Origin of the sequence: Burkholderia cepacia (genome assembly GCF_001039005.1) — a bacterium.
GTDB lineage: Bacteria > Pseudomonadota > Gammaproteobacteria > Burkholderiales > Burkholderiaceae > Burkholderia > Burkholderia theae.
Window position 1 is genome coordinate 87,797 of record NZ_LDWR01000031.1, and the last position, 22,062, is coordinate 109,858.

A 22,062-nucleotide genomic window follows, 5' to 3' on the forward strand; every position below is an offset into this window, starting at 1 on the left:
CCCACCGTCCATTCACGCCACACGCAGGAACGCCGCTCATCATGTCTTATTCGCTTTCGTTGCTGGACAAGAGTCCGATCGCCGACGGCGCGAGCGCCGCCGACGCGCTGCGCTTCACCACGACGCTCGCGCAACGTGCCGAACAGCTCGGCTACGAGCGCTTCTGGGTCGCCGAACATCACGGCACGCCGGGCTTCGCGAGCTCGGCGCCGGAGATCGTCGTCGCGCACCTGCTCGCGCGCACGTCGCGCATTCGCGTCGGCTCGGGCGGCGTGATGCTGCAGCACTACAGCCCGTTCAAGGTCGCCGAGTCGTTCAAGCTACTGGCCGCGCTCGCGCCGGGCCGCGTCGATCTCGGCATCGGCAAGGCGCCCGGCGGGTTGCCGCTGACCACGCGCGCGCTGCAGTGGTTCCACGACAAGGCGCGCAAGCCCGACTTCGCGGGCCAGCTCGCGGAGCTCGACGCGTTTCTCGGCTGGGGCGTCGCCGAAGACCATCCGCTGGCCGGCGCGGTCGCGATGCCGGTGCCGCCGCAGCCGCCCGAACGCATCCTGCTCGGTGGTTCGCCAGACAGCGGCGCACTCGCCGCGCGCAACGGCTGGCGCTTCTGCTACGCGGGACATTTCAACGGCGACGACGCGAATCTCGAACGCTCGCTGGACGCATACCGCAGCGCGGGCGGCACGCGACCGCTCGTCGCGCTGTACGCGGTGGCCGCGCCGACGCGCGACGAAGCCGAGCAACTGATCGGGCCGCTGAAGATCTTCAAGCTGCAATTCGCGGGCGGCCAGAGCTTCAATCTCGGCAGCGCGCAGGCAGCCGCCGAATTCGCGCGGCAAAGCGGCGCGTCCGACTACCGGATCGACGAGCTGCGCCCGACGGTGCTGGCCGATACGCCCGAGCGCATCCACCGCGCGCTCGATACGCTGAGCCGGCGGCTCGACGTCGATGCGTTCGTGATCGATTCGCCGGTGACCGACTACGCGGCGCGGCTCGCGTCGGTCGAATGGCTCGGCGGTGCGCTGTCGGCCACGCCGTTGCATGCGGCCCTCGCGGACGACCGCTCCCTCTCCCCTGACCAGAACGCGTGACGCTCCCATGACGACCCGACGATCGATTCCCTTCGGCCTGATGCTGCAAGGCGCAGGCAGCCACATGAATGCATGGCGGCACCCGAGCAACCCGCCGGACGCGAGCATCAACCTCGACTTCGCGATCGGCATCGCGCGCAAGGCGGAAGCCGCCGGCATCACGTTCGCGTTCGTCGCGGACGGCCTCTACATCAACGAGAAATCGATTCCGCACTTCCTGAACCGTTTCGAGCCGCTGACCGTACTGTCGGCGCTCGCCGTCGCGACGAAGAAGATCGGGCTCGCGGGCACGATCTCGACGTCGTATAGCGAGCCGTTCACGGTCGCGCGCCAGCTCGCGTCGCTCGATGCGATCAGCGGCGGGCGCGCGGGCTGGAACGTCGTGACGACGCCGCTCGAAGGCACCGCGAAGAATTTCGGCAAGGCGCATCCCGATCACGAACTGCGCTACGAGATCGCCGACGAATACCTCGACGTCGTGCAGGGCCTGTGGGACAGCTGGGACGACGACGCATTCGTGCGCGACCGTGCGACAGGCCGCTTCTTCGATCGAGACAAGCTGCACACGCTCGATCATCACGGCCGCTTCTTCCAGGTCGCGGGCCCGCTCAACATCCAGCGCTCGCCGCAGGGGCAGCCGGTGATCTTCCAGGCCGGCTCGTCCGACACCGGCATCGGGCTCGCGGGCAAGTACGCCGATGCGGTGTTCACGCATTCGCCGTCGCTCGACGAAACGGCCGCGTTCACGCGGCGCGTGAAGCAGAGCGCGATCGAGCACGGGCGGCAAGCCGGCGACGTGAAGATCTTCCCCGGCGTCGGGCCGATCGTCGGCCGCACGGCCGCCGAGGCGGAAGACAAATACCAGGTGATCCGCAACCTGCTGACGATCGACGAGGCGCTCGCGTATCTCGGCCGCTATTTCGATCACCACGATTTCACGCAATACGCGCTCGACGCGCCGTTCCCCGAACTCGGCGAGCTCGGCCGCAACAGCTTCCGCTCGACCACCGACCGGATCAAGGCCGACGCGAAACAGAAAGGCCTTTCGCTGCGCGAAACGGCGCTCGCGGTCGCGACGCCGCGCCCGAACTTCATCGGCACGGCCGAGCATGTGGCCGACGAGCTGATCCGCTGGCACGACGCGGGCGCCGGCGACGGCTTCATCCTCGGCTTTCCGGTGCAGGCGCAGGGCGTCGACGATTTCGTCGAGCTCGTGATTCCGGTGCTCGAGGCGCGCGGCCGCTACAGCCGCGACCTGCCCGGCGCCACGCTGCGCGACCACCTCGGCCTGCCGCGCAAGGCGAGTCGCCACGCGGCGCCCGGCGCTTCGCAGGAACCGGCGGCCGAAGCGCACGCCTGACGCCACCGCGCCGCCCGTGCGCGGCGCGCCCGACCGACCGACTCGAGGACTCCCCACGACATGAGCGACACGACCCACCTCGGCGGCGCGCTGCCGCCGCTCTCTTCCCCCGGCACGCGCGACGCCGGCACGCGTTTCCGGATCGTGCCCGCACGCCACCGGGCGCGCACGGCCGGCACCGTGCTCGCCGTCGTGCTGATCGCGATCACGCTGCATTCGATCCTCGGCAACCCGCAATGGGGCTGGCCGGTGTTCGCCGAATGGTTCCTGTCGCCGCCGGTGCTGTCGGGACTCGCACGCACGCTGGTGCTCACGCTGCTCGGCGCGGTGTTCGGCTTCGTGCTCGGCGCGTTCGTCGCGCTGGCCCGGCTGTCGCGTTCGCGCCTGCTGTCCGCGAGCGCGTGGACCTTCGTCTGGCTGTTCCGCTCGATTCCGCTGATCGTGCTGCTGCTGATCCTCAACAACCTCGGCTACCTGTACGAGCATGTGCGGCTCGGCGTGCCGTTCACCGACATCGTGTGGTTCGAAGCGCCGACGACCGACCTGATCAGCCCGTTCCTCGCGGCCGTGCTCGGCCTCACGCTGAACCACGCGGCGTTTTCCGCGGAGGTGATCCGCGGCGGCATTCTCGCGGTCGACCAGGGGCAGCTCGAAGCGGCCGCCGCGCTCGGGTTGCCGCGCGGCCGCCAGACCGCGCGGATCGTGCTGCCGCAGGCGATGCGTGCGATCCTGCCGACCGCGTTCAACGATCTGATCACGCTCGCGAAAGGCACGTCGATGGTGTACGTGCTCGCGATGCCCGAGCTGTTCTACACGGTGCAGGTGATCTATCGCCGCAATCTCGAAGTGATTCCGCTGCTGATGGTCGCGACCGTCTGGTACCTGATCATCCTGACCGTGCTGTCGGCGATCCAGGTGCAGGTCGAGCGGCACTATGCACGCGGGGCGCTGCGCAATCCGCCGCCGTCCGTGCTCACGTTCGCGCTTGCGCGCATCGGCGTGCTGTGGCGGCGTGCAACGGCGCGCAACGCGGCGTCGAATGTGCAGGCCGAAGGCGAACTCGCCACCGCCGCGCCCCGAACGGGCGGCGAAGTGGCCGTGCACGGCGTATCGAAGCAGTTCGGCATGCAGCGCGTGCTCGACAACGTGTCGTTCGTCGCGCCGCGCGGCAGCGTGACCGTGATCGTCGGACCGTCCGGATCGGGCAAGTCGACGCTGCTGCGCACGATCAACCATCTCGAGCGCGTCGACGACGGCTTCATCGACATCGACGGCGAACTGATCGGCTACCGGCGCGACGGCGACGTGCTCTACGAGCTCAAGGAGCGCGATGTGCTGACGCGGCGCACGGCCGTCGGGATGGTGTTCCAGAACTTCAACCTGTTCCCGCACCTGACGGTGCTCGAGAACCTGATCGAGGCACCGGTCGCCGTCGCCGGCGTGACGCGCGACGCCGCCGAGCGCACCGCCCGCACGCTGCTCGCGCGCGTCGGTCTCGCGGACAAGGCCGATGCGTACCCGCGCCAGTTGTCCGGCGGCCAGCAGCAGCGCGTCGCGATCGCGCGGGCGCTCGCGCTGCGTCCGAAGGTGCTGCTGTTCGACGAGCCGACGTCGGCGCTCGATCCCGAACTCGTCAACGAGGTGCTCGACGTGATCAAGGAACTCGCGCGCTCGGGCACGACGCTCGTGATCGTCACGCACGAGATCGGCTTCGCGCGCGAAGTCGCGGACAACGTGCTGTTCATGGAGCGCGGGCGCATCGTCGAGGCCGGGCCGCCGGCCGTCGTGCTCGACGCGCCGGCGCATCCTCGCACGCGCGCATTCCTGTCGCGGGTGCTGTGATGCGCGCCGCTCCCGACCTGCGAGACCTGCGAGGCGCGCCACGATGATCGACCGACGCCAGTTCATGACCGCCGCGCTGGCGGCGGCATCCGGCTTGCCGTGGCGCGCGGCGCACGCGGCGGCCACGACCGCCGACCTCGACCCGCGCCAGGCCGGCCGCCTGCGCGCGGAACGCGACGCCGCCGCGATCCGCGCGGCGACCGGCTACCGCTGGGTGCGCGACGGCGCGTTCACGGTCGCGATTTCGCCGCACGCGCCGCCCGTGTCGACCTACGCGACCGACGCGCGCACCGTGGTCGGCGCCGATCCCGACTATGCGCAACTCGTCGCCGATGCGCTCGGCCGCACGCTCGCGCTGGTGCCGATCGCGTGGGCCGACTGGCCGCTCGGGCTGACGTCCGGCAAGTACGACGCGGTGATCTCGAACGTCGGCGTGACCGAGAAACGCAAGGAGAAATACGATTTCACGACCTACCGGCTCGGGCTTCATGGCTTCTATGTCCGCACCGCCAGCCCGATCGCGAAGATCGCCGAGCCGAAGGACATCGCGGGCTTGCGGATCATCACCGGTGCCGGGACGAGCCAGGAACGCATCCTGCTCGAATGGAGCCGGCGCAACGTCGCGCAAGCGCTGAAGCCGACCGAGCTGCTCTATTTCGACGACGATGCGACCGCGCGCGTCGCGCTGCTGTCGGGCCGCGCCGATGCGGAGCTGAACCCGAACGCGTCGCTCGCGTACGAGGCCGCGCGCAGCGGCAAGATTCGCCGCGTCGGCGTCGTCAATGCGGGCTGGCCGAACAATGCCGATGTTGCGATCGCGACGCGCCGCGGCAGCGGGCTCGCGCCTGCGTTGACGCTCGCGACGAATGCGCTGATCGGCAGCGGCCGCTACGGGCAGGCGCTCGCGCGCTGGGGCCTGCAGAGCGAAGCGATCGCGCACGCGGAGACCAATCCGCCGGGGTTGCCGTCGTTCTGAACGGAATGCCGGAACGACAACGACGCACGCAATGAAATCGCCCCGGCATTCCGCAATGGAAATGCCGGGGCGAATCGACGTGCGGTGTGCCGCCTGACCGGGTCTCGCTTACGCCGTCACCGCCGCTCGATACCGGTCGAGATCCGCGACATGCGCATGAATCGCCGGAATCAGGTCGCGCCCGTAGGCCAGCGCATCGTCGAGCGGATCGAACCCGCGAATCAGGAACGTCGACACGCCGAGCCGGTAATACGCGCCGAGCGCACGCGCGACCTGTTCGGCCGTGCCGACGAGCGCGGTCGAATTCCAGCGCGCGCCGGTCAGGTTCGCGACACCCATCCACAGCCGCTCGTCCAGCACGTCGCCCTGCGCGGCGGCCGCCATCAGCCGCTGCGAGCCCGCATTCTGCGGCGCGTGGCCGGCAATCGGCTGTCCGTTCGCGAGCCGTGCCGCGCGCACGCGCTCGCGGATCGCCTCGGCCTTCTCCCAGGCAGCGGCCTCGGTGTCCGCGACGATCGGCCGGAATGACACGCTGATGCGCGGCGCGCGCCCGAACGGTGCGGCCGCGGCCTGCAGGCGCGCGATCTGCTCACGCACCGACGCAAGCGGCTCGCCCCACGTCATGTAGACATCCGCATGCTGGCCCGCGACCGCGAGCGCAGCCGGCGACGAGCCGCCGAAATAGATCGGCACGTGCGGCCGCTGCGCGCCCTTCACGAGCGGCGACGCGCCGCGCAGCCGGTAGAACTCGCCGTCGTGGTCGACCGGCGCGTCGGCCAGCCAGATCCGTTTCAGCACGTCGAGATATTCGCCGGTGCGGCGGTAGCGCACATCGTGCGCCACGAAATCGCCGTCGCGCTGCAGATCCGTGTCGTCGCCGCCCGACACGACGTTCAGTGCGACCCGGCCGCCGCTGAATACGTCGAGCGTCGAGATCTGCCGCGCGGCGGCCGACGGCATGATCACGCCGGGCCGATGCGCGAGCAGGATGCGGATACGTTCGGTCGCGGCGGCCGCAAACGAGGCGACGATGAAGCCGTCCGCCGCGTTGCTGAAATGGCCGACCAGGATCTGGTCGAAGCCCGCGGCCTCGTGCGCTTGCGCGAAGCGGCGCACGTAGTCGGGCTGGACGGCCGCGCCGCCCGGTACGTCGACCTCCGCGCCGGGCGTCGCGGTGATCATGCCGATGATGTCGACTGGCATGTCGGGATGTCCTTCTGGTTCTCGATCGGGAATCGTGGATAGGGCGGCACGATCACTGCGCGGCGGCCGTCTTTTGCGCGGGCGCCGCGAATGCGCCCGCATACGAGCGGTCGAGCAGCTTCGACGTGTCGTACGCGGCCGGAATCACGCCGGCCTTGTGCAAAAAGTCGGCCGTGTTCTGCGCGTCCTTCGCGGCCGCGTCGTCGACGGGCCCGACGCGCTGCTTCGCGTTATTGAGCCAGCGGTAGGCGACGTCGGGCTCGAGCTTCGCGCGTTTCGCCCACAGGTCCGCGTACTCGCGCGGATGGTTGTCGACCCACTGGCGCGCGGCGACGGCGCGCCGCAGGAAATCGGCGATCTCCGCGCGCTTTCCCGATGCAGCCTGCTCGTTCGCGGCGACGAAGCTCAGCGCGGGCATCAGCCCTTGCGCGGTCGTCACGGGCCGCGCGCCCTGCCGCAACGCGAGCGTGCTGACGAACGGCTCCCACAGCGACACGGCGTCGACCGAGCCGTTCGCGAGCGCATTGGTCGCATCGATCGGCATCAGATACGCGTACTTGACGGAATCCGCGCGCAGGCCCGCATGTTCGAGCGCGCGCAGCACGAGCTGCTGGCTCCATGCACCGCGCCACACGGCGACGGTCTTGCCCTGCAGGTCGGCCACGGTACGCACCGGCGAATTTTTCGGCACGAGGATCGCGACGCCGTCGAGGCTCTGCCGCGACACCGCGACGACCTTGACCGGCGCGCCGCGCGCGGCCAGCGTCAGCAGCGCCGAATCGCCGAGGAAGCCGACATCGATCGCGTTGCCGTTCAGGCTCTCGGCGACGGGCGCGGCGGCCTGGAAGTGCTTCCATTCGATCGTATAAGGCAGGTCCTTCAGCACGCCGGACGCCTCCATCGACGCCTGGATGTTGAAGTAATTCTGTTCACCGACGCGCAGCGTGACGGTGTCTTTCGCGATGCCCGGCTGCGCGGCAAGCGCCAGCACGAGCGCCGTGACGATTCGGCTCAGCAACGTGATCTCCCCGAGGGTTGGCAGGCTGCCGCACGGCGGCGGCGCCTCGTTGTCCGCGTTGCGCAACGGCCGGCGCAGCGGATGGAACCGGTGAAGATACGTCGGTCCGCTTCATGAGACAAATGCAATATTCTGCTATGGAAAGATGCAAATATTTTATGAATCGAGCGTAACCGCCAGATACCGGGTGCCGAGCTCCGGCCCCCGTCGTTCGAATGATTCCTCGATAGATATTTCGTGCACGAAATAAATCCCGGACTATATTTCGCATACGAAATAACTACCGGAACGAGGACGGCCATGACCTCCCAACCCATCGAGTTTTCCGCCATCGACGGTTACCTGCTGCGCGGCACGCTGTGGACGCCCGACGCCGAACCGCGCGCGCTGGTGCTGATCCATCCGGCCACGGCCGTGCCGGAACGGCTGTATGCCGGATTCGCACGCTTTCTGACCGAGCGCGGCTTCGCTGCGCTGACCTACAACTACCGCGGCATCGACACGTCGCGGCCCGTGCGCCTGAAGGCGCTGCAGGCGAGCATGCGCGACTGGATCGAGCTCGATGTGGGCGCCGCGACCGCGTGGGCACGGCAGACGCACGCCGGTCTGCCGCTGCTGGCGGTCGGCCACAGCGTCGGCGGGCATGCGATCGGGCTGTCCGCCGGCACGACGCACCTGCGCGCGGCCGTGCTCGTCGCCGCGCATGCGGGCAGCACGCGCCTGATCAAGCAAGCGACCGAGCGCCTGAAAGTGCGGCTGATCCTGCGTGTGATCGGCCCGCTGATGTCCGCGCTGCTCGGCTACGTGCCCGGCAAGCGGCTCGGGCTCGGCGAGGATTTGCCGGCCGGCGTGTTCCGCGAATGGAGCCGCTGGACCACGCTGCCGCGTTATTTCTTCGACGATCCGACGCTCGGCGCAGCCGAGCGCTTCGCGAAACAGCGGCTGCCGATCCTCGCACTCGGCTTCGACGACGATCCGTGGGCGAACCCGACCGCGATCGACCTGCTGGTAAGCTATCTGACCCGCGCGGCAGTCGAACGCCGCCAGATCGATCCGCGCGCGGCGGGCAGCGGCCCGGTCGGGCACATGGGCTTCTTCCGCAGCCGGCCCGGCGCTGTGCTGTGGCCCGACGTGGCCGACTGGCTCGCGCAGGCGCTCGACACGCCACGCGGCGCGGGCCGCCCCTCCCTCTCCATTGCAGCCGGGAACCCAGCTTGAGCGAAGACCGACGACTGTTTTTCCTGTTGAACCTCGGCCAGCGGCGCGTGCAGCGCTGGATCGACCGCAAGGCCGAGACCGATACGCGCGCGAGTGCCGCGCAGGCCGGCGTGCTGTTCTGTCTCGCGAAGCAGGACGGCGCGCTGATCGGCGAAGTCGGTGCCACGCTGCAACTCGCGCCGTCCGCAATGACCGGGCTCGCCGACCGGATGGCGAAAGCCGGCCTGCTCGCGCGCCACGCCGATTCGGACGACGGCCGCGCGACGCGCCTGTACCTGACCGACGACGGCCATGCGGCGCTCAAGCGTGCGCGCGTGCTGCTGCGCGAACTGAACGGCAAGCTGGGCGACGGGTTTTCCGACGCGGAACTCGATGTCGTCGCGCGCTGGCTGCACACGTTGCAGGAGCGGTTTCCGGCGGAACGCTGAGCAACGTACGTCGAGCGGAAACGATAGCAATTCATCTTTCCGTTTCGATTTCGCATGCTCGCCACGGCAAATTTTGCCCACACGTTTGCTCTCGTTCGGCAACGCTTTCCGGCTACGTGCTGTTACAAAAAATTGCCTGCCTCGCCGCATCCGGATCAACTACATTGCAATCCACTTCTACGCATTCTTCGCCTGCCCGAACCGGCCTCCCCGCCGGGCGGCATCAACGACACATCCGTCACAAGCAATAAAAACAAATAGGAGTCTTGACCGAAGTGCTGGCGGTATCCAGCGCACGCGGATCGCGATGGCTGAAGCGGCATCCTGAACGACACGTTCCGGCGGCACGCATCGTGCGCGTCGCCGCAACACCCCGACCCGGGCGGCCCGTACCGCCGCGCATCGGCTCGCACGGCCTCGTTCCGCCGCACCATCGCGGCCGCACGTCAACGAGGAGCAGTCCATGCGACGCATTATCGTGTCCCACCCGCTATTCACCTGCCTGCCCGCCGCGATGGCACTGGCCTGTGCCCCCGCGTACGCGGATCCCGTGCTCGTGTCCGGCCCCAGTCCATACGCCGCCTGCACCATCGGCGGGCCCGGCACCGTCTACGTGAATGCGGAAGTCGAACCGTGGCTCGCGGTCAATCCGGCCAACCCGCAAAACATGATCGGCGTGTGGCAGCAGGACCGCTGGTCGAACGGCGGCGCGCACGGCCATGTCGCGGGCTACACGTTCGACGGCGGCGCCACCTGGGCACGGACGACGCAGCCGTTCAGTGCATGCGCGCCGGGCGGGCTGTCGTACGAACGCGCGTCGGACCCGTGGGTATCGATCGGGCCTGACGGCACTGCGTACTCGGTCGCGATCACGTTCAACCAGTCGAACAACAGCAACGCGGTCGCCGGCTCGATATCGACCGACGGCGGGCAGACGTGGAGCAGTCCCGCGTTGCTGGTCGCGAACAACGAACCGACGACGCAGTTCTTCAACGACAAGGAATCGGTGACGGCGAATCCGGTGAAGGCCGGCACTGCGTACGCGGTATGGGACCGCCTCGAACTGCCGAACGGCAACCCGTACGCGAACCTGCACACGCAGGCGTTCCGCGGGCCGACGCTGTTCTCGAAAACAACCGACGGCGGCAAGACTTGGAGCAAGGCGAAGGTCATCGTCCACGTGCGGTCGCGCCAGCAGACGATCGGCAACCAGATCGTCGTCGATCCGAAGAGCGGCACGCTCTACGACTTCTTCAACCTGATCCAGCCACCATTCAGCAAGGCCGCCGGCAAGGTCGCGTTCATCAAGTCGACCGACGACGGCGCGACGTGGACGCAGCCGCAGGTGATTGCGGGATTGCAGACGGTCGGCGTGACGGACCCGAACACCGGCGAACCCGTGCGCACCGGCGACATCATTCCCGAGCCCGCGATCGATCCCGCGTCGGGCCAGCTTTACGTCGTGTGGCAGGACAGCCGCTTCAACGGCGGCAAGTACGACGAGATCGCGCTATCGACGTCCAAGGACGGCGGTGCGTCCTGGAGCGCGCCGCTGCAAGTCAACACGCCGACCGGCCGGCCGGCCTTCAATCCGTCGGTGCGCGTCGACAACACGGGCGCCGTGATGGTCACCCACTACGACTTCCGCGACCTGCTGGCCGCGAACACGACGACGCTGCCGACAGGCTTCTGGCGCAAGATCTCGCTCGACGGCGGAACCACGTTCGTCGCCGAACGGCGCGTCGGCGGCCCGTTCGACATGAAGCTCGCGCCGAACGCGGAAGGCTTCTTCATCGGCGACTATCAGGGCCTCGACGTCGGCCCGTCGTCGTCGTTCCATCCGTTCTTCGTCCAGACCAACGCGGGCAACCTGACGAATCGCACCGACGTGTTCTTCGCACCGTGACGCGCACCTGACCGCAACGCCGCCACGCCGCCACGCGACGTCATCCGTCGCGCGGCGGCCCGCCCTGAACAGCGTGTGTCGCGCGTCAAATCACGCGGCACAAGCGTCAGGCGGCCTGCTTCATCGCAGTGGCCGCGGATTCCGCCTTGAGCGCCGCAACCTTGCCGATCGTATCGACGCATGCGTGCGCGAGCTCAGCACCTTTCACGAGGAAGTGTTCGTGGAAGAACTTGACGTGCTCGTCCGATCCATGGAAATGGTGCGGCGTCAGCACCGCCGACAGCACCACCACCTCGGTTTCAAGCTGCACCTGCATGAGGCCCGAAATCACCGTTTGCGCGACGAAGTCATGGCGATAGATGCCGCCATCGACAACCAGCCCGGCGCAGGCGATGGCCGCGTATTTGCCGGTTTTCGCGAGCAATTTGGCATGCAGCGGAATCTCGAAGGCGCCGGCCACTTCGAAGAAATCGCAATCCGATTCGCCCATGTTCGCGTTGCCCAGTGCATCGACAAACGCGATTCGGCACTGGTCGACGATCTCCTTGTGCCAGCACGACTGCACAAAAGCGATACGGGGAGCGGCAGTTGGGGAAACGTGAGAAATCTGGGTCATTGGCTGATCCTGTGTGAGTTGAATGGGCGCACAGGGACAAGCCGCGTACCTTGCGTACGCAACGAACCCCGCTCTCTCTCATCCGGACTTTAACCGTCGGCCCCGGAATCACACCGGGTCTGCTGACCTTGCCGTGACAACCATCCAGGCAAGCGCTCGCGGGCTACGCGCAATCGCGCGATTACCGCCGGTGGGGAATTTCACCCCGCCCTGAGAACGTTCGCGGCAAATTGGCCGCGACGGAAATCTATCACAGTCTCATCGCGCATATTGCCCGAAGCCGGCTGAACCGTTTCATGCGGTAGACGCGCCCGACGCATGCCGGCCGACGCTTTCCGTCGCCGGTTTTCCGCTCTCGCCACCCATTTCACCGATCCGACAGAAACCCGACGAAACCCCGTCAGCCGGCTTGGAATTTGAAATGATATAACATATCATTCTGCGTACTCGTCCGCCTGACGCCGTTCCACTGTGGGTGGCCGAGCCTCGCCGAGCCATGTTCCAACGGGTCACTCCGCGTCACAGACGCAACAATATATCGTATCTAGTCGTGACCCGCATCGCTCGTTATCCGATCCGATTCCAACCGATTCACCGACCATGCGCGACCTCCCTCGTCTACCGCTTCGCCCGCTCTCGCCCCTTTCGCTGATGCTGTTCGCCGCCGCCGCGCACGCGCAGGCCGATGCGCCCGCCGCGTCGGGCACGCCGTCCGCCGCCCCGCTCGCACCGATCTTCGTGACCGCGAACCCGCTCGGCGACACCGAACTGATCGCGCCGACCGCGCAGCTTTCCGGCGATGCGCTGACGCGCCGCCAGGCCGATTCGCTCGGCGAAACGCTCAACGGGCTACCCGGCGTGTCGACCACCACCTACGGGCCGATGGTCGGCCGCCCGATCATCCGCGGGATGGACGGCGACCGGATCCGGCTGCTGCAGAACGGCGTCGCGGCCTACGACGCGTCGTCGCTGTCGTACGACCATGCGGTGCCGCAGGATCCGCTGTCGATCGAGCGCGTCGAGATCGTGCGTGGCCCGGCCGCGCTGCTGTACGGCGGCAACGCGGTGGGCGGCGTCGTCAACACCATCGACAACCGGATTCCGCGCGAAGCGATCCAGGGTGTGACGGGTGCGATCGACGCACGCTACGGCGGCGCGAATTCGGTGCGCGCGGGTGCCGCGCAAGTCGAAGGCGGCAACGGCCGCTTCGCGTTCCACGTCGACGCGTTCGACCGCGAAACGAGCAAGCTGCGGATTCCCGGCTACGCGCGCAGTAGCCAGCAGCGCGCGATCGACGGCCCCGACACGCCGCAGCCGGTCGGCAGCGTGCCGAACAGCGACGGCCGCGTGCACGGCGGCGCGGTGGGCGCGTCGTACACGTGGGCGGACGGTTTCGCGGGCCTGTCGTACAGCGGCTACGAATCGAACTACGGCTCCGTCGCGGAGAGCGACGTGCGGCTGCGGATGCGCCAGGAACGCCTCGCGCTTGCGTCCGAGGTGCGCAACCTGAACGGGCCGTTCACGAAGCTGAAATTCGATTTCGCGTACACCGACTACCGCCACAAGGAAGTCGACAACGGCCAGACCGCAACCACCTTCCGCAACCGCGGCTACGAGGCGCGCATCGAGGCGCAGCACCGCAAGATCGGCCCGTTCGAAGGCGCGATCGGCGTGCAGTTCGGCCAGAACACGTTCTCCGCGCTCGGCGACGAGATGCTCGTGCCGTCCACGCGCACGAACAGCGTCGCGCTGTTCGGCCTCGAGGAATGGCAGGTCGTCCCGGCGCTGAAGCTGAGCCTCGGCGGCCGCTTCGAGCATGTGAAGGTCGATCCCGATCCGGCCGGCGTCGAGAAATTCGCGGGCGCGCAGCCGCGCGACTTCAACGCGGGCAGCCTGTCGGCCGGCGCGCTGTTCTCGCTGACGCCCGTGTGGTCGGTCGCAGCGAACGTCGCATACACCGAACGCGCGCCGACGTTCTACGAGCTGTATTCGAACGGTCCGCACGATGCGACCGGCCAGTTCCTGATCGGCAACCCGAACGCATCGAAGGAAAAGGCCGTATCGACCGACCTGTCGCTGCGCTACACGAGCGGCCCGAACCGCGGCAGCGTCGGCGTGTTCTACAACCGCTTCTCGAACTACCTGACCGAGTACAACACGGGGCGCGTCGTCAACGACGACGGCGAGCCCGTCGCACCCGGTACCGACGGCTCGCTCAACGAGGCGATCTATCGCGGCGTGCGCGCCGAGTTCTACGGTATCGAGCTGGACGGCAAGTGGCGCGCCTTCTCGCGGCGCGGCCATACGGTCGACCTGGAACTGACGGCCGACTACACGCACGCGCGCAACGTCGACACGGGCCAGCCGCTGCCGCGCATCGCACCGCTGCGCGCGACGCTCGCGGCCGACTACGGCTACGGCCCGTTCGGCGCACGCGCGCAGGTCACGCACGCATGGTCGCAGCGCCGCGTGCCGGACAACGACTTCTCGACGGACGGCTACACGTCGCTCGGCGTGATGCTGACCTACAAGTTCCGCGTCGGCCCGACGCACTGGCTCGCGTACCTGCGCGGCGACAACCTGACGAACCAGGAAATCCGCTACTCGACCTCGGTCGTACGCGGCTTCGCGCCGCAAGGCGGCCGCAGCGCGATGGCCGGATTGCGCACCACGTTCTGACCCTCTCAGGGCCTGCGGTGAGCGCCGCAGGCCCGTGGCGCAACCAACGATTCGCCGTCAATTTTCATTATTCGCCATAACCACCTCATTGTGCAGCGCACGCCAATGGCGCATACCGGTTCCCGCCTCCTGATTCATCCGAAAGGAAATTCCGTCATTCACCCATAAATTGAAACAAAATCATCAGACGATTATTAACAAAAAGAGGATTTTTGTTTCACCAATAAAACCGGTTTCAAATTCTGCGTATAAATTTTCGAATCACGGGTGATCCTCCATTTTTTGATCAAAATCAACAGCGCCCCGCCCGACAAGGCTCTCATCGCTAAAAAAACTAATATCAGGGTTTTCGAAGGGTAAAGAATCATCCGGGATACCCGTTAATGCCGGCACCAGCCCGTATCTGGTCGAAGAATAAATTCCATTTGCCAACCACACGCGCAGAGGCACAACGTGAAAATCGCCAGAATGAGCATCAAAACAAAACTCCTGGGTGGCTTCGGCCTGCTCGCCGCAGTCGTCGTGATCGTGTCGGGCATGGCCCTCAAGGCGCTATCCGATACCAACGCCGAGTTTTCCCGCTACATGAACGGCATCAATGCGCGGGCAACCCTGTCCGCGCAAATCCGCACCGCGGTCGACCGGCGTGCGATCGCCGCGCGCAATCTCGTGCTCGTGACCAAACCGTCCGACGTCGAGCTCGAACTGGCCGAAGTGAACCAGGCGCACAAGGACGTGCAGGAACATCTCGCGAAGCTCAAGGACATGATGGCGAACGCGACCGACACCTCCGATCGCGCGCGCGAGCTGGTGGCCGACATCGTGCGCGTCGAAACCAGCTACGGGCCCGTCGCGCTGCGCATCGTCGGGCTCGCGCAGGCCGGCAAGAAGGACGAGGCGACGGCCGACATCGACGACAATTGCCGCCCGCTGCTCGCGCAGCTGGTGCGCGCGACCGACGCGTACGCGACCTATACGCATGACCGCGAACTCGCGATCGCGCAGGAATTCGCGGATCGCTACGCGATGGAGCGCAATCTGCTGGCCGGCATCTGCCTGATCGCCGTCGTGATCGCCGCGTGCGGCGGCCTGTGGCTGACGCGCAAGATCACCGCGCCGATCGGCTCGGCGGTGAACGTCGCGCGCACGGTGGCGAACGGCGATCTCGGCAGCCGCATCCAGGTGAGCGGCAACGACGAGACGCGCGACCTGCTCGACGCGCTGCGGACCATGAACGAACGGCTGATCGGCATCGTCGGCCGCGTGCGCGATTCGTCGAACAGCATCGCGCATGCGGTGGGCGAGATTGCATCGGGCAACCTCGACCTGAGCCAGCGCACCGAGGAACAGGCCGCGTCGCTGCAGGAAACCGCCGCGACGATGGAGGAATTCACGTCGACGGTGCGGCTGAATGCGGAAAACGCGCAACAGGCGAGCACGCTCGCCGCGAATGCGTCCGATGTCGCGCAGCGCGGCAGCTCGGTGGTCGGCCGCGTGGTCGACACGATGACGGAGATCGGCCACAGCTCGTCGAAGATCGCCGACATCACCGGCATCATCGAAGGCATCGCATTCCAGACCAACATCCTCGCGCTGAACGCGGCGGTCGAAGCGGCGCGCGCCGGCGAACAGGGCCGCGGCTTCGCGGTCGTCGCGAGCGAGGTACGCAGTCTCGCGCAACGCTCGTCGACGGCGGCGAAGGAAATCAAGGAACTGATCTCCGCGTCGGTGCAGACGATCCAGAACGGCTCGGCGCTCGCGGGCGAAGCCGGCAAGACGATGTCCGACGTCACGCAGGCGGTTGCGCGCGTGACGGACATCATGGGCGAGATCGCGGCCGCGTCGGCCGAGCAGAGCCGCGGCATCGACCAGGTGAACCTGACGATCACGCAGATGGACGAGACGACGCAGCAGAACGCGGCGCTCGTCGAACAGGCCGCGGCCGCATCGAAGTCGCTCGAGGCGCAGGGCCGCGAGCTGTCCGAAACGGTCTCCGCATTCCGGATGCCGGCCGGCGAACACGTGGCGTCGCCGGGCATGCATGCGCAGGCGGCCGACACGCATCACTGGCAACCGGCCGCCGCATGACGACTGCGGCGAGGAGACGATGAGGCGCACGCTGCGCCGGTGGTCCGTCTGGGTCACGCTTGCGCGCACCACGCGATGCGCGGCCGCACGCGGCACGCGGTGCGGCTGCGCAGCGTCGCGGTCCGGCACGCTTTGCCCCCATGCACGACGTCGCGCGTCGCCGCTCCGCGTCGCGCGTTCACGGCACGCGTGCATGTAGGTCGCGCATCGGCATAGCCACATCGAAAGCCATCGCCGTCGATCCGCGCGGCATCGTGCGCGTGTGCGGACGTGCGCGTGCCTGCCCGCAAGCACGCTGACACGAATCACCGCCTTTTCCCCTTCCCCCGCTGTGCGGGACGCATGCCGCGTTTGCAGTGCCGCGCAAGCTCCGATCCCGCCCACGCATCGCGTCGTGGCGCACCGATGTCATACACGTCGCTCCGCTCGCCGACACGCCACGTCTGCAACGCCGCGCGAGTTCCGATCCCGCCCACGCATCGCGTGCCGCCACGCCGACGTCATGCCCATCGCGCCGCATGCGCACCCGCGCCGCTCGCCGATGCAGACTTTTAAAACGCACGAATGACGAGTATCCTAAAAAGAGCACTCCCCGTTCGGACGGCGAATCGCGTGCCCTGACTCCCGTCCGATTGCATTGCGGCCCCATCACATCGCGCACAGCGCGGCGATGGCGGCGTCCGCTTCGTGCCGTCGGCCGCACGACCCTTTCCCCCAACAATCGTCAGGAGAGCTGGTGAGCCGACTCGTCGTCGTATCCAATCGCATTGCAGATCCCCGTAAAGCCGCGGCAGGCGGCCTTGCCGTTGCCGTGAAGGACAGCCTGCAGGAAACCGGCGGCGTATGGTTCGGCTGGAGCGGCAGGCTGCGCGGCGGCGACGATCAGCCCACGCATGGCGACGAGGTGCAGATCCAGAACGTCGGCGGCATCCAGCTCGCGACGATCGACCTCGACCCGCAGGATTACGACGCGTACTACCTCGGTTATTCGAACAATGTGCTGTGGCCGGTGTTTCACTACCGGCTCGATCTCGCGCAGTTCGACCGCCGCTTCGCCGACGGCTACCGGCGCGTGAACCAGCTGTTCGCGCGCAAGCTGCGCACGCTGCTGCGGCCCGACGACACCATCTGGGTCCACGACTACCAGCTGATTCCGCTCGCCGCCGAACTGCGCGCGATGGGCTGCCCGAATCCGATCGGCTTCTTCCTGCATATCCCGATGCCGCCGCCGCCGATCATGGCCGCGATCCCGGAACACGAATGGCTGATGCGCTCGCTGTTCGCCTACGACCTCGTCGGCTTCCAGACCGAATCGGACCTGCTGCACTTCGAGCATTACGTCGAAGCGGAAGCGGGGGCCGCGCGGCTGCCGGACGGCCGCTTGCGCGCGTTCGGCCGCACGTTGTCGGCCGGCGCGTTCCCGATCGGCATCAACGTCGACGAGTTCGAGTCGCTCGCCCGCGATCGCGACGGCATCGACATGTTCGACCGGATGCGCGATGAATATTCGCGCCGCCAGTTGCTGGTCGGCGTCGACCGGCTCGACTACACGAAGGGGCTGCCTCAGCGCGTGCATGCGTTCCGCGAGTTGCTCGAACAGTATCCGGAGAACCGCGACCGCGCGACGCTGATCCAGATCGCCGCGCCGAGCCGCGAGGATCTCGGCGCCTACGACGACCTGCGGCGCGAGATGGACAGCCTGTGCGGCGCGATCAACGGCGACTACGGCGAACTCGAATGGATGCCGATGCGCTACATTCACCGCACCGTTGCGCGCAAGCGCTTGCCGGGCCTCTACCGCGCGAGCCGCGTCGCGCTCGTCACGCCGCTGCGCGACGGGATGAACCTCGTCGCGAAGGAGTTCCTCGCCGCGCAGGACGCGGCCGATCCGGGCGTACTCGTGCTGTCGCGTTTCGCGGGCGCGGCCGAGCAACTGAAATCGGCGCTGCTCGTCAATCCGTACGACACGCAAGGCACCGCGCAGGCCATCCAGCGCGCGCTCACGATGCCGCTCGAGGAACGCCGCCAGCGTCACGCGGCGCTGATGGCGATCGTGCGCAAAACCGACGTGCACTGGTGGCGCACGCGCTTTCTCGAAGCGCTCGCCGAAGCAGCCGAAGTCGCCGCAGCCACCGAGCACTGACCGCACTCACCCGTCCGTCGCCGCGTATTCCATCACCGTGCCGTTCGCGTCGCACAGGTCGACCGCGATCGGGATGCCCGCGCGCATGCTCTCGGTGACGACGCAATACGCATCGAACCGGTCGAGCACGCGCGTCGCCGCCGCGAGATCCGCCCACGTTTTTCCGATCGACAGCCGCACGGACATCGCGCCCACACGCACCCTGCCTGCTTCGTTCCGCACCATGTCGACGTCGATGTGCGCGGCGACCGGCTGCGGATCCACATGCTGCTTTTCCAGCGCGAACAGCAGGCTTGCCGCGAGACAGCTCGCGACGGCCGCGGCAAGCAACCGGACGGGGTTCGGCCCGTTTCCGGCGCCGAGCGGCGGCGGCTCGTCGATCAACACCGGCGACAGCGTCGTGCCGGCAAACGTGACTTCGAAGCAAAAGCGCGCCTGCTGCGCGACCTTGACCGATACGTGCGGCTCGCTCATGGCGACTCCGTGGCGGGAAAGAGGGAATTGAATCGCGGCGCGGCGCCGCATCGGCGCGCGCCGGTCTCAGGTCGGCAGCGCGTTCAGCGCTCGGGCTCGCGCGGCGGCCCGTACGCGACGAAATCGCGCTCGACCGCGGAGGCCTGCTCCGGCGCGATCGCGTCGCCGCGCGGGCCGGTTTCGTCATCGGGTGCCGCTGCCGCGGCAGATGACGATTCGATGCGCCCGTCGATCAGCGCCTGCAGCGCGTCGCGTTCGAGCACCTCGCATTGCAACAGCCGTCGCGCGATGCGTTCGAGCGCATCGCGGCGTTCGCCGAGCGTCGCCGCGACACGCGTATGCGCGTCGGCCAGCAGCGTGCGCACCTCGTCGTCGATCATCCGCGCGGTATGTTCGCTGCAGCGTCCGTCGGCCGCACGCCATGCGCCGGGGATGCCCTGGCGCGCATCGCCGTCGTCGAACGTCGCCAGCCCGATCTTCTCGCTCATCCCGTACTGCATGACCATGTGGCGCGCCATCGCGGTCGCGCGTTCGAGATCGTTCTGCGCCCCCGTCGACACGTCGCCGAACACGAGCTCTTCCGCGACCCGCCCGCCGAGCAGCGCATCGATCCGGTCGAGCAGCTCGCTTCTGCGCAGCACGTAGCGATCCTCGGTCGGCACCTGCTGCGTATAACCGAGCGCGGCAACGCCGCGCGGAATGATCGACACCTTCTTCACCGGATCGCAATGCGCGCGGCTTTCCGCGACGAGCGCATGGCCGGCCTCGTGATACGCGATGGTCAGCTTCTCCTGTGCGTTCATCACGCGGCTCTTGCGCTCGAGGCCCGTCAGCGCGCGGTCGATCGCCTCGTCGAAGTCGGCCATGCCGATCGCCGGCTTGCCGAGTTCGGCCGCATGCAGCGCGGCCTCGTTGACGACGTTCGCGAGATCGGCGCCGACGAAGCCCGGCGTGCGCGACGCGAGTTCGCCGAGGTCCACGTCGGCCGCGAGCTTCACGCGCTTCACGTGCACGCCGAAGATCTGCCGGCGGCCGTTCACGTCGGGCCGGTCGATCGCGATATGGCGATCGAAGCGGCCCGGCCGCAGCAGCGCGGGATCGAGGATCTCCGGCCGGTTCGTCGCGGCCATGATGATCACGCCGGAGCCGGCCTGAAAGCCGTCCATCTCGACGAGCAACTGGTTGAGCGTCTGCTCGCGCTCGTCGTTGCCCGACATCGGGCCGACGCCGCGCACCTTGCCGAGCGCATCGAGCTCGTCGACGAACACGATGCACGGTGCCTTCTGCTGCGCCTGCTCGAACAGGTCGCGCACGCGCGCCGCACCCACGCCGACGAACATCTCGACGAACGCCGAGCCGCTGATCGAGAAGAACGGCACGGCCGCCTCGCCGGCCACCGCGCGCGCCAGCAGCGTCTTGCCCGTACCCGGCGCGCCGACGACGAGCACACCCTTCGGAATCTTGCCGCCGAGCCGCTGGTAGCGATCGGGGTTGCGCAGGAACGCGACGAGCTGCTGCAGCTCGGCCTTCGCCTCGTCAATGCCCGCGATATCGTCGAACGTGATGCCGGTTTCCTGCTGCACGTACACGCGCGCCCGGCTCTTGCCCATCCCGGTGAAATCCTGCAGCCCGCCGCGTCTGCGCAGCATCATGTTCCACACGAACACGAACAGCACGAGCGGCAGCAGCCACGAAGCCAACGACGCGATCCAGCCCGTGTCGGGCGTGCCGTGATAACGAATGCCGGCGGCGGTCAGCGTGTCGGTGAGATGTTCGTCGGTCACGCGGTTGGTGGTAAAGCGCCACGGCGTGCCGGCCTGCTGCACGACCGCGGCCTCGGATGCCGGCAGCAGCGTCGCGGCCTGCGGCATCTTGAGCGTGCCGGTGATCGATGTGGGGCCGACCTCGAGATCGTCGACGAGCCGCGCGGCGACGAGCCGGTGGAAATCGCTGTAGGCGATCGACGCCGACGTCTGGTGCAGCATCAGCAACTGCGCGGCGAACAGCACGAAGAAGCCCGCCGCGATCAGCAATCCCGGGTAGTCGAATTTCTTGTCCATGGCATCGGGCCGGCCATCCGCGCTGCGCGGCACACGCTCACGCAGGCACGCGCGCGCAGTCGGCGCGCGGCATCGGCAGCCATGCGAAAACGCCCTTCATCCGCGCCATCGTCGCCTCGCTTGATCGCCTCGTTTCGTCGCATCGATGACGCCGCGGCGACGCCGTCGGCCGACGCCGCCGGGCGATCCTCGCCCGGGCGGCACGCCGCGACGTGCCGCCCCTGAATCCAGTCTAGTTCGCGCACGCGCGTCGCGCATCGCCCGCCGCGTGAACCGAATCGTCCGACAAACGCCTTTCATCGGCAGCCCTCGCCGCGTTATAGTCGCGTTCGTGACATTTTTGTGACAGCCGAGTCGCCCCTGCTTGCACGCGACACCGGCCGTTGCTTTCCGACCCGCGTCGCGGCAGCCTGTGCGACGCCGCCGCGCATCGAACCACACCGCCAACCCGCCCATTCGAGGAGCACACGACGTGAACGACACCCCCGATCGCCCCGACGACCTTCCCGCCGATCCCGACCGCCGCCGCATGCTCGGTGGCCTCGCCGCGCTCGGTGCGGGTGTCGCGCTCAGCGGCTGTGAAACCACGCCGGGCGGCGCACCGCGTTCCGCCGCCGACCTGCGCATCGACGAAGCGTTGCGCGAACGCGTGCGCCACATCGTCGTGATCTACGCGGAAAACCGCAGCTTCGCGAACCTGTACGGCGATTTCCCGGGCGTGCGCCATCCGCTGAGCGAAGTGCGGCCCGAGCAGGCGCAGCAGCTCGACCGCGACGGCAAGACGCCGCTGCCCGTGCTGCCGAAGATCTGGGGCGGGCTCGTGCCGCAGGCGCAGGAAGTGGACGGCAAGCGCTACGCGATCGCCGAGCGCGACATCGACAAGCTGCCGAACGCGCCGTTCCGGGTTGCCGATGCGCAGGGCAAGCCGCTGCCGAACGGCGTGATCACGCCGTTCGGCAG

Annotated in this window: 16 protein-coding genes and 1 riboswitch; of the genes, 11 read left to right on the plus strand and 5 right to left on the minus strand. The window is 67.9% G+C overall.

Annotated elements, in window-relative coordinates; genetic code table 11:
- The first annotated feature begins 41 nt into the window (after positions 1-41).
- From VL15_RS18905 to VL15_RS18925, 4 genes are read left to right on the plus strand one after another with little or no spacing between them, the layout of a single operon-like run.
- Complete coding sequence (locus tag VL15_RS18905) at positions 42-1,091, plus strand: LLM class flavin-dependent oxidoreductase (RefSeq protein ID WP_048247691.1); 1,050 nt, start codon at positions 42-44, stop codon at positions 1,089-1,091.
- A gap of 7 nt (positions 1,092-1,098) precedes the next feature.
- A complete protein-coding gene (locus VL15_RS18910; RefSeq protein ID WP_048247693.1) occupies positions 1,099-2,451 on the plus strand; it encodes an LLM class flavin-dependent oxidoreductase in 1,353 nt (450 codons plus the stop codon).
- Positions 2,452-2,511: 60 nt separating this feature from the next.
- On the plus strand, positions 2,512-4,293 hold the full coding sequence (locus VL15_RS40290) for an amino acid ABC transporter permease/ATP-binding protein (RefSeq protein WP_080970878.1): 1,782 nt from the start codon (positions 2,512-2,514) through the stop codon (positions 4,291-4,293).
- A 43-nt stretch (positions 4,294-4,336) separates the two neighbouring features.
- Positions 4,337-5,269, plus strand: a complete 933-nt coding sequence (locus VL15_RS18925; protein WP_048247695.1) for an ABC transporter substrate-binding protein — start codon at positions 4,337-4,339, stop codon at positions 5,267-5,269.
- A gap of 108 nt (positions 5,270-5,377) precedes the next feature.
- Here VL15_RS18925 and VL15_RS18930 read toward each other — a convergent pair whose 3' ends face one another.
- Together VL15_RS18930 and VL15_RS18935 are read right to left on the minus strand one after the other, a co-directional pair.
- Positions 5,378-6,472 (minus strand): LLM class flavin-dependent oxidoreductase, encoded by a 1,095-nt coding sequence (locus tag VL15_RS18930; RefSeq protein WP_048247697.1) that lies wholly within the window; start codon positions 6,470-6,472, stop codon positions 5,378-5,380.
- A gap of 52 nt (positions 6,473-6,524) precedes the next feature.
- Positions 6,525-7,490 (minus strand): ABC transporter substrate-binding protein, encoded by a 966-nt coding sequence (locus VL15_RS18935; RefSeq protein ID WP_048247730.1) that lies wholly within the window; start codon positions 7,488-7,490, stop codon positions 6,525-6,527.
- A 300-nt stretch (positions 7,491-7,790) separates the two neighbouring features.
- Here VL15_RS18935 and VL15_RS18940 point away from each other — a divergent pair, with 300 nt between their 5' ends.
- The 3 genes from VL15_RS18940 (at position 7,791) to VL15_RS18950 (ending at position 11,042) form a co-directional block, all read left to right on the plus strand.
- Entirely contained in the window at positions 7,791-8,708 is a 918-nt protein-coding gene (locus VL15_RS18940) for a serine aminopeptidase domain-containing protein (RefSeq protein WP_048247699.1), read from the plus strand.
- Positions 8,705-9,136 (plus strand): MarR family winged helix-turn-helix transcriptional regulator, encoded by a 432-nt coding sequence (locus VL15_RS18945; RefSeq protein ID WP_048247700.1) that lies wholly within the window; start codon positions 8,705-8,707, stop codon positions 9,134-9,136. Before VL15_RS18940 ends, VL15_RS18945 begins: the two co-directional genes overlap by 4 nt.
- Before the next feature lie 463 nt (positions 9,137-9,599).
- Positions 9,600-11,042: a sialidase family protein gene (locus tag VL15_RS18950; protein ID WP_048247702.1), complete on the plus strand. Its 1,443-nt coding sequence runs from the start codon at positions 9,600-9,602 to the stop codon at positions 11,040-11,042.
- Positions 11,043-11,148: 106 nt separating this feature from the next.
- Here VL15_RS18950 and VL15_RS18955 read toward each other — a convergent pair whose 3' ends face one another.
- Positions 11,149-11,658: a 6,7-dimethyl-8-ribityllumazine synthase gene (locus VL15_RS18955; protein WP_048247704.1), complete on the minus strand. Its 510-nt coding sequence runs from the start codon at positions 11,656-11,658 to the stop codon at positions 11,149-11,151.
- Between the two features lie 66 nt (positions 11,659-11,724).
- A riboswitch (FMN riboswitch) is annotated at positions 11,725-11,880 on the minus strand.
- A 378-nt stretch (positions 11,881-12,258) separates the two neighbouring features.
- Between VL15_RS18955 and VL15_RS18960 the strand changes: the two genes are divergently transcribed.
- The 3 genes from VL15_RS18960 to otsA all read left to right on the plus strand — a co-directional run bounded on the left by VL15_RS18960 (position 12,259) and on the right by otsA (position 18,568).
- Positions 12,259-14,337, plus strand: a complete 2,079-nt coding sequence (locus tag VL15_RS18960) for a TonB-dependent receptor (RefSeq protein WP_230684486.1) — start codon at positions 12,259-12,261, stop codon at positions 14,335-14,337.
- A gap of 468 nt (positions 14,338-14,805) precedes the next feature.
- Positions 14,806-16,425, plus strand: a complete 1,620-nt coding sequence (locus VL15_RS18965) for a methyl-accepting chemotaxis protein (protein WP_080970880.1) — start codon at positions 14,806-14,808, stop codon at positions 16,423-16,425.
- 736 nt (positions 16,426-17,161) lie between these two features.
- Positions 17,162-18,568 carry an alpha,alpha-trehalose-phosphate synthase (UDP-forming) gene (otsA, locus tag VL15_RS18975; protein WP_048247712.1) on the plus strand — a complete coding sequence of 469 codons (1,407 nt, stop codon included), beginning with the start codon at positions 17,162-17,164 and terminating at the stop codon, positions 18,566-18,568.
- A 6-nt stretch (positions 18,569-18,574) separates the two neighbouring features.
- Here the strand turns inward: otsA and VL15_RS18980 are convergent, their stop codons facing one another.
- Positions 18,575-19,042, minus strand: a complete 468-nt coding sequence (locus VL15_RS18980; RefSeq protein ID WP_048247713.1) for an OsmC family protein — start codon at positions 19,040-19,042, stop codon at positions 18,575-18,577.
- Positions 19,043-19,125: 83 nt separating this feature from the next.
- Positions 19,126-21,102, minus strand: coding sequence for an ATP-dependent zinc metalloprotease FtsH (ftsH, locus tag VL15_RS18985; RefSeq protein ID WP_048247716.1), 1,977 nt, complete (start codon positions 21,100-21,102; stop codon positions 19,126-19,128).
- Between the two features lie 472 nt (positions 21,103-21,574).
- Between ftsH and VL15_RS40310 the strand changes: the two genes are divergently transcribed.
- On the plus strand, positions 21,575-22,062 hold a 488-nt coding region (locus VL15_RS40310; protein WP_329955953.1), incomplete at its 3' end, for an alkaline phosphatase family protein.

Bases quoted from the DNA above. Each gene is read 5' to 3' on its own strand.
- VL15_RS18955 (WP_048247704.1), bottom strand. From the start codon at position 11,658: ATGACCCAGATTTCTCACGTTTCCCCAACTGCCGCTCCCCGTATCGCT.
- VL15_RS18930 (WP_048247697.1), bottom strand. From the start codon at position 6,472: ATGCCAGTCGACATCATCGGCATGATCACCGCGACGCCCGGCGCGGAG.
- VL15_RS18950 (WP_048247702.1), top strand. From the start codon at position 9,600: ATGCGACGCATTATCGTGTCCCACCCGCTATTCACCTGCCTGCCCGCC.
- VL15_RS40290 (WP_080970878.1), top strand. From the start codon at position 2,512: ATGAGCGACACGACCCACCTCGGCGGCGCGCTGCCGCCGCTCTCTTCC.
- VL15_RS18925 (WP_048247695.1), top strand. From the start codon at position 4,337: ATGATCGACCGACGCCAGTTCATGACCGCCGCGCTGGCGGCGGCATCC.
- VL15_RS18960 (WP_230684486.1), top strand. From the start codon at position 12,259: ATGCGCGACCTCCCTCGTCTACCGCTTCGCCCGCTCTCGCCCCTTTCG.
- VL15_RS18910 (WP_048247693.1), top strand. From the start codon at position 1,099: ATGACGACCCGACGATCGATTCCCTTCGGCCTGATGCTGCAAGGCGCA.
- VL15_RS18905 (WP_048247691.1), top strand. From the start codon at position 42: ATGTCTTATTCGCTTTCGTTGCTGGACAAGAGTCCGATCGCCGACGGC.
- VL15_RS18965 (WP_080970880.1), top strand. From the start codon at position 14,806: ATGAGCATCAAAACAAAACTCCTGGGTGGCTTCGGCCTGCTCGCCGCA.
- ftsH (WP_048247716.1), bottom strand. From the start codon at position 21,102: ATGGACAAGAAATTCGACTACCCGGGATTGCTGATCGCGGCGGGCTTC.
- VL15_RS18980 (WP_048247713.1), bottom strand. From the start codon at position 19,042: ATGAGCGAGCCGCACGTATCGGTCAAGGTCGCGCAGCAGGCGCGCTTT.
- VL15_RS18940 (WP_048247699.1), top strand. From the start codon at position 7,791: ATGACCTCCCAACCCATCGAGTTTTCCGCCATCGACGGTTACCTGCTG.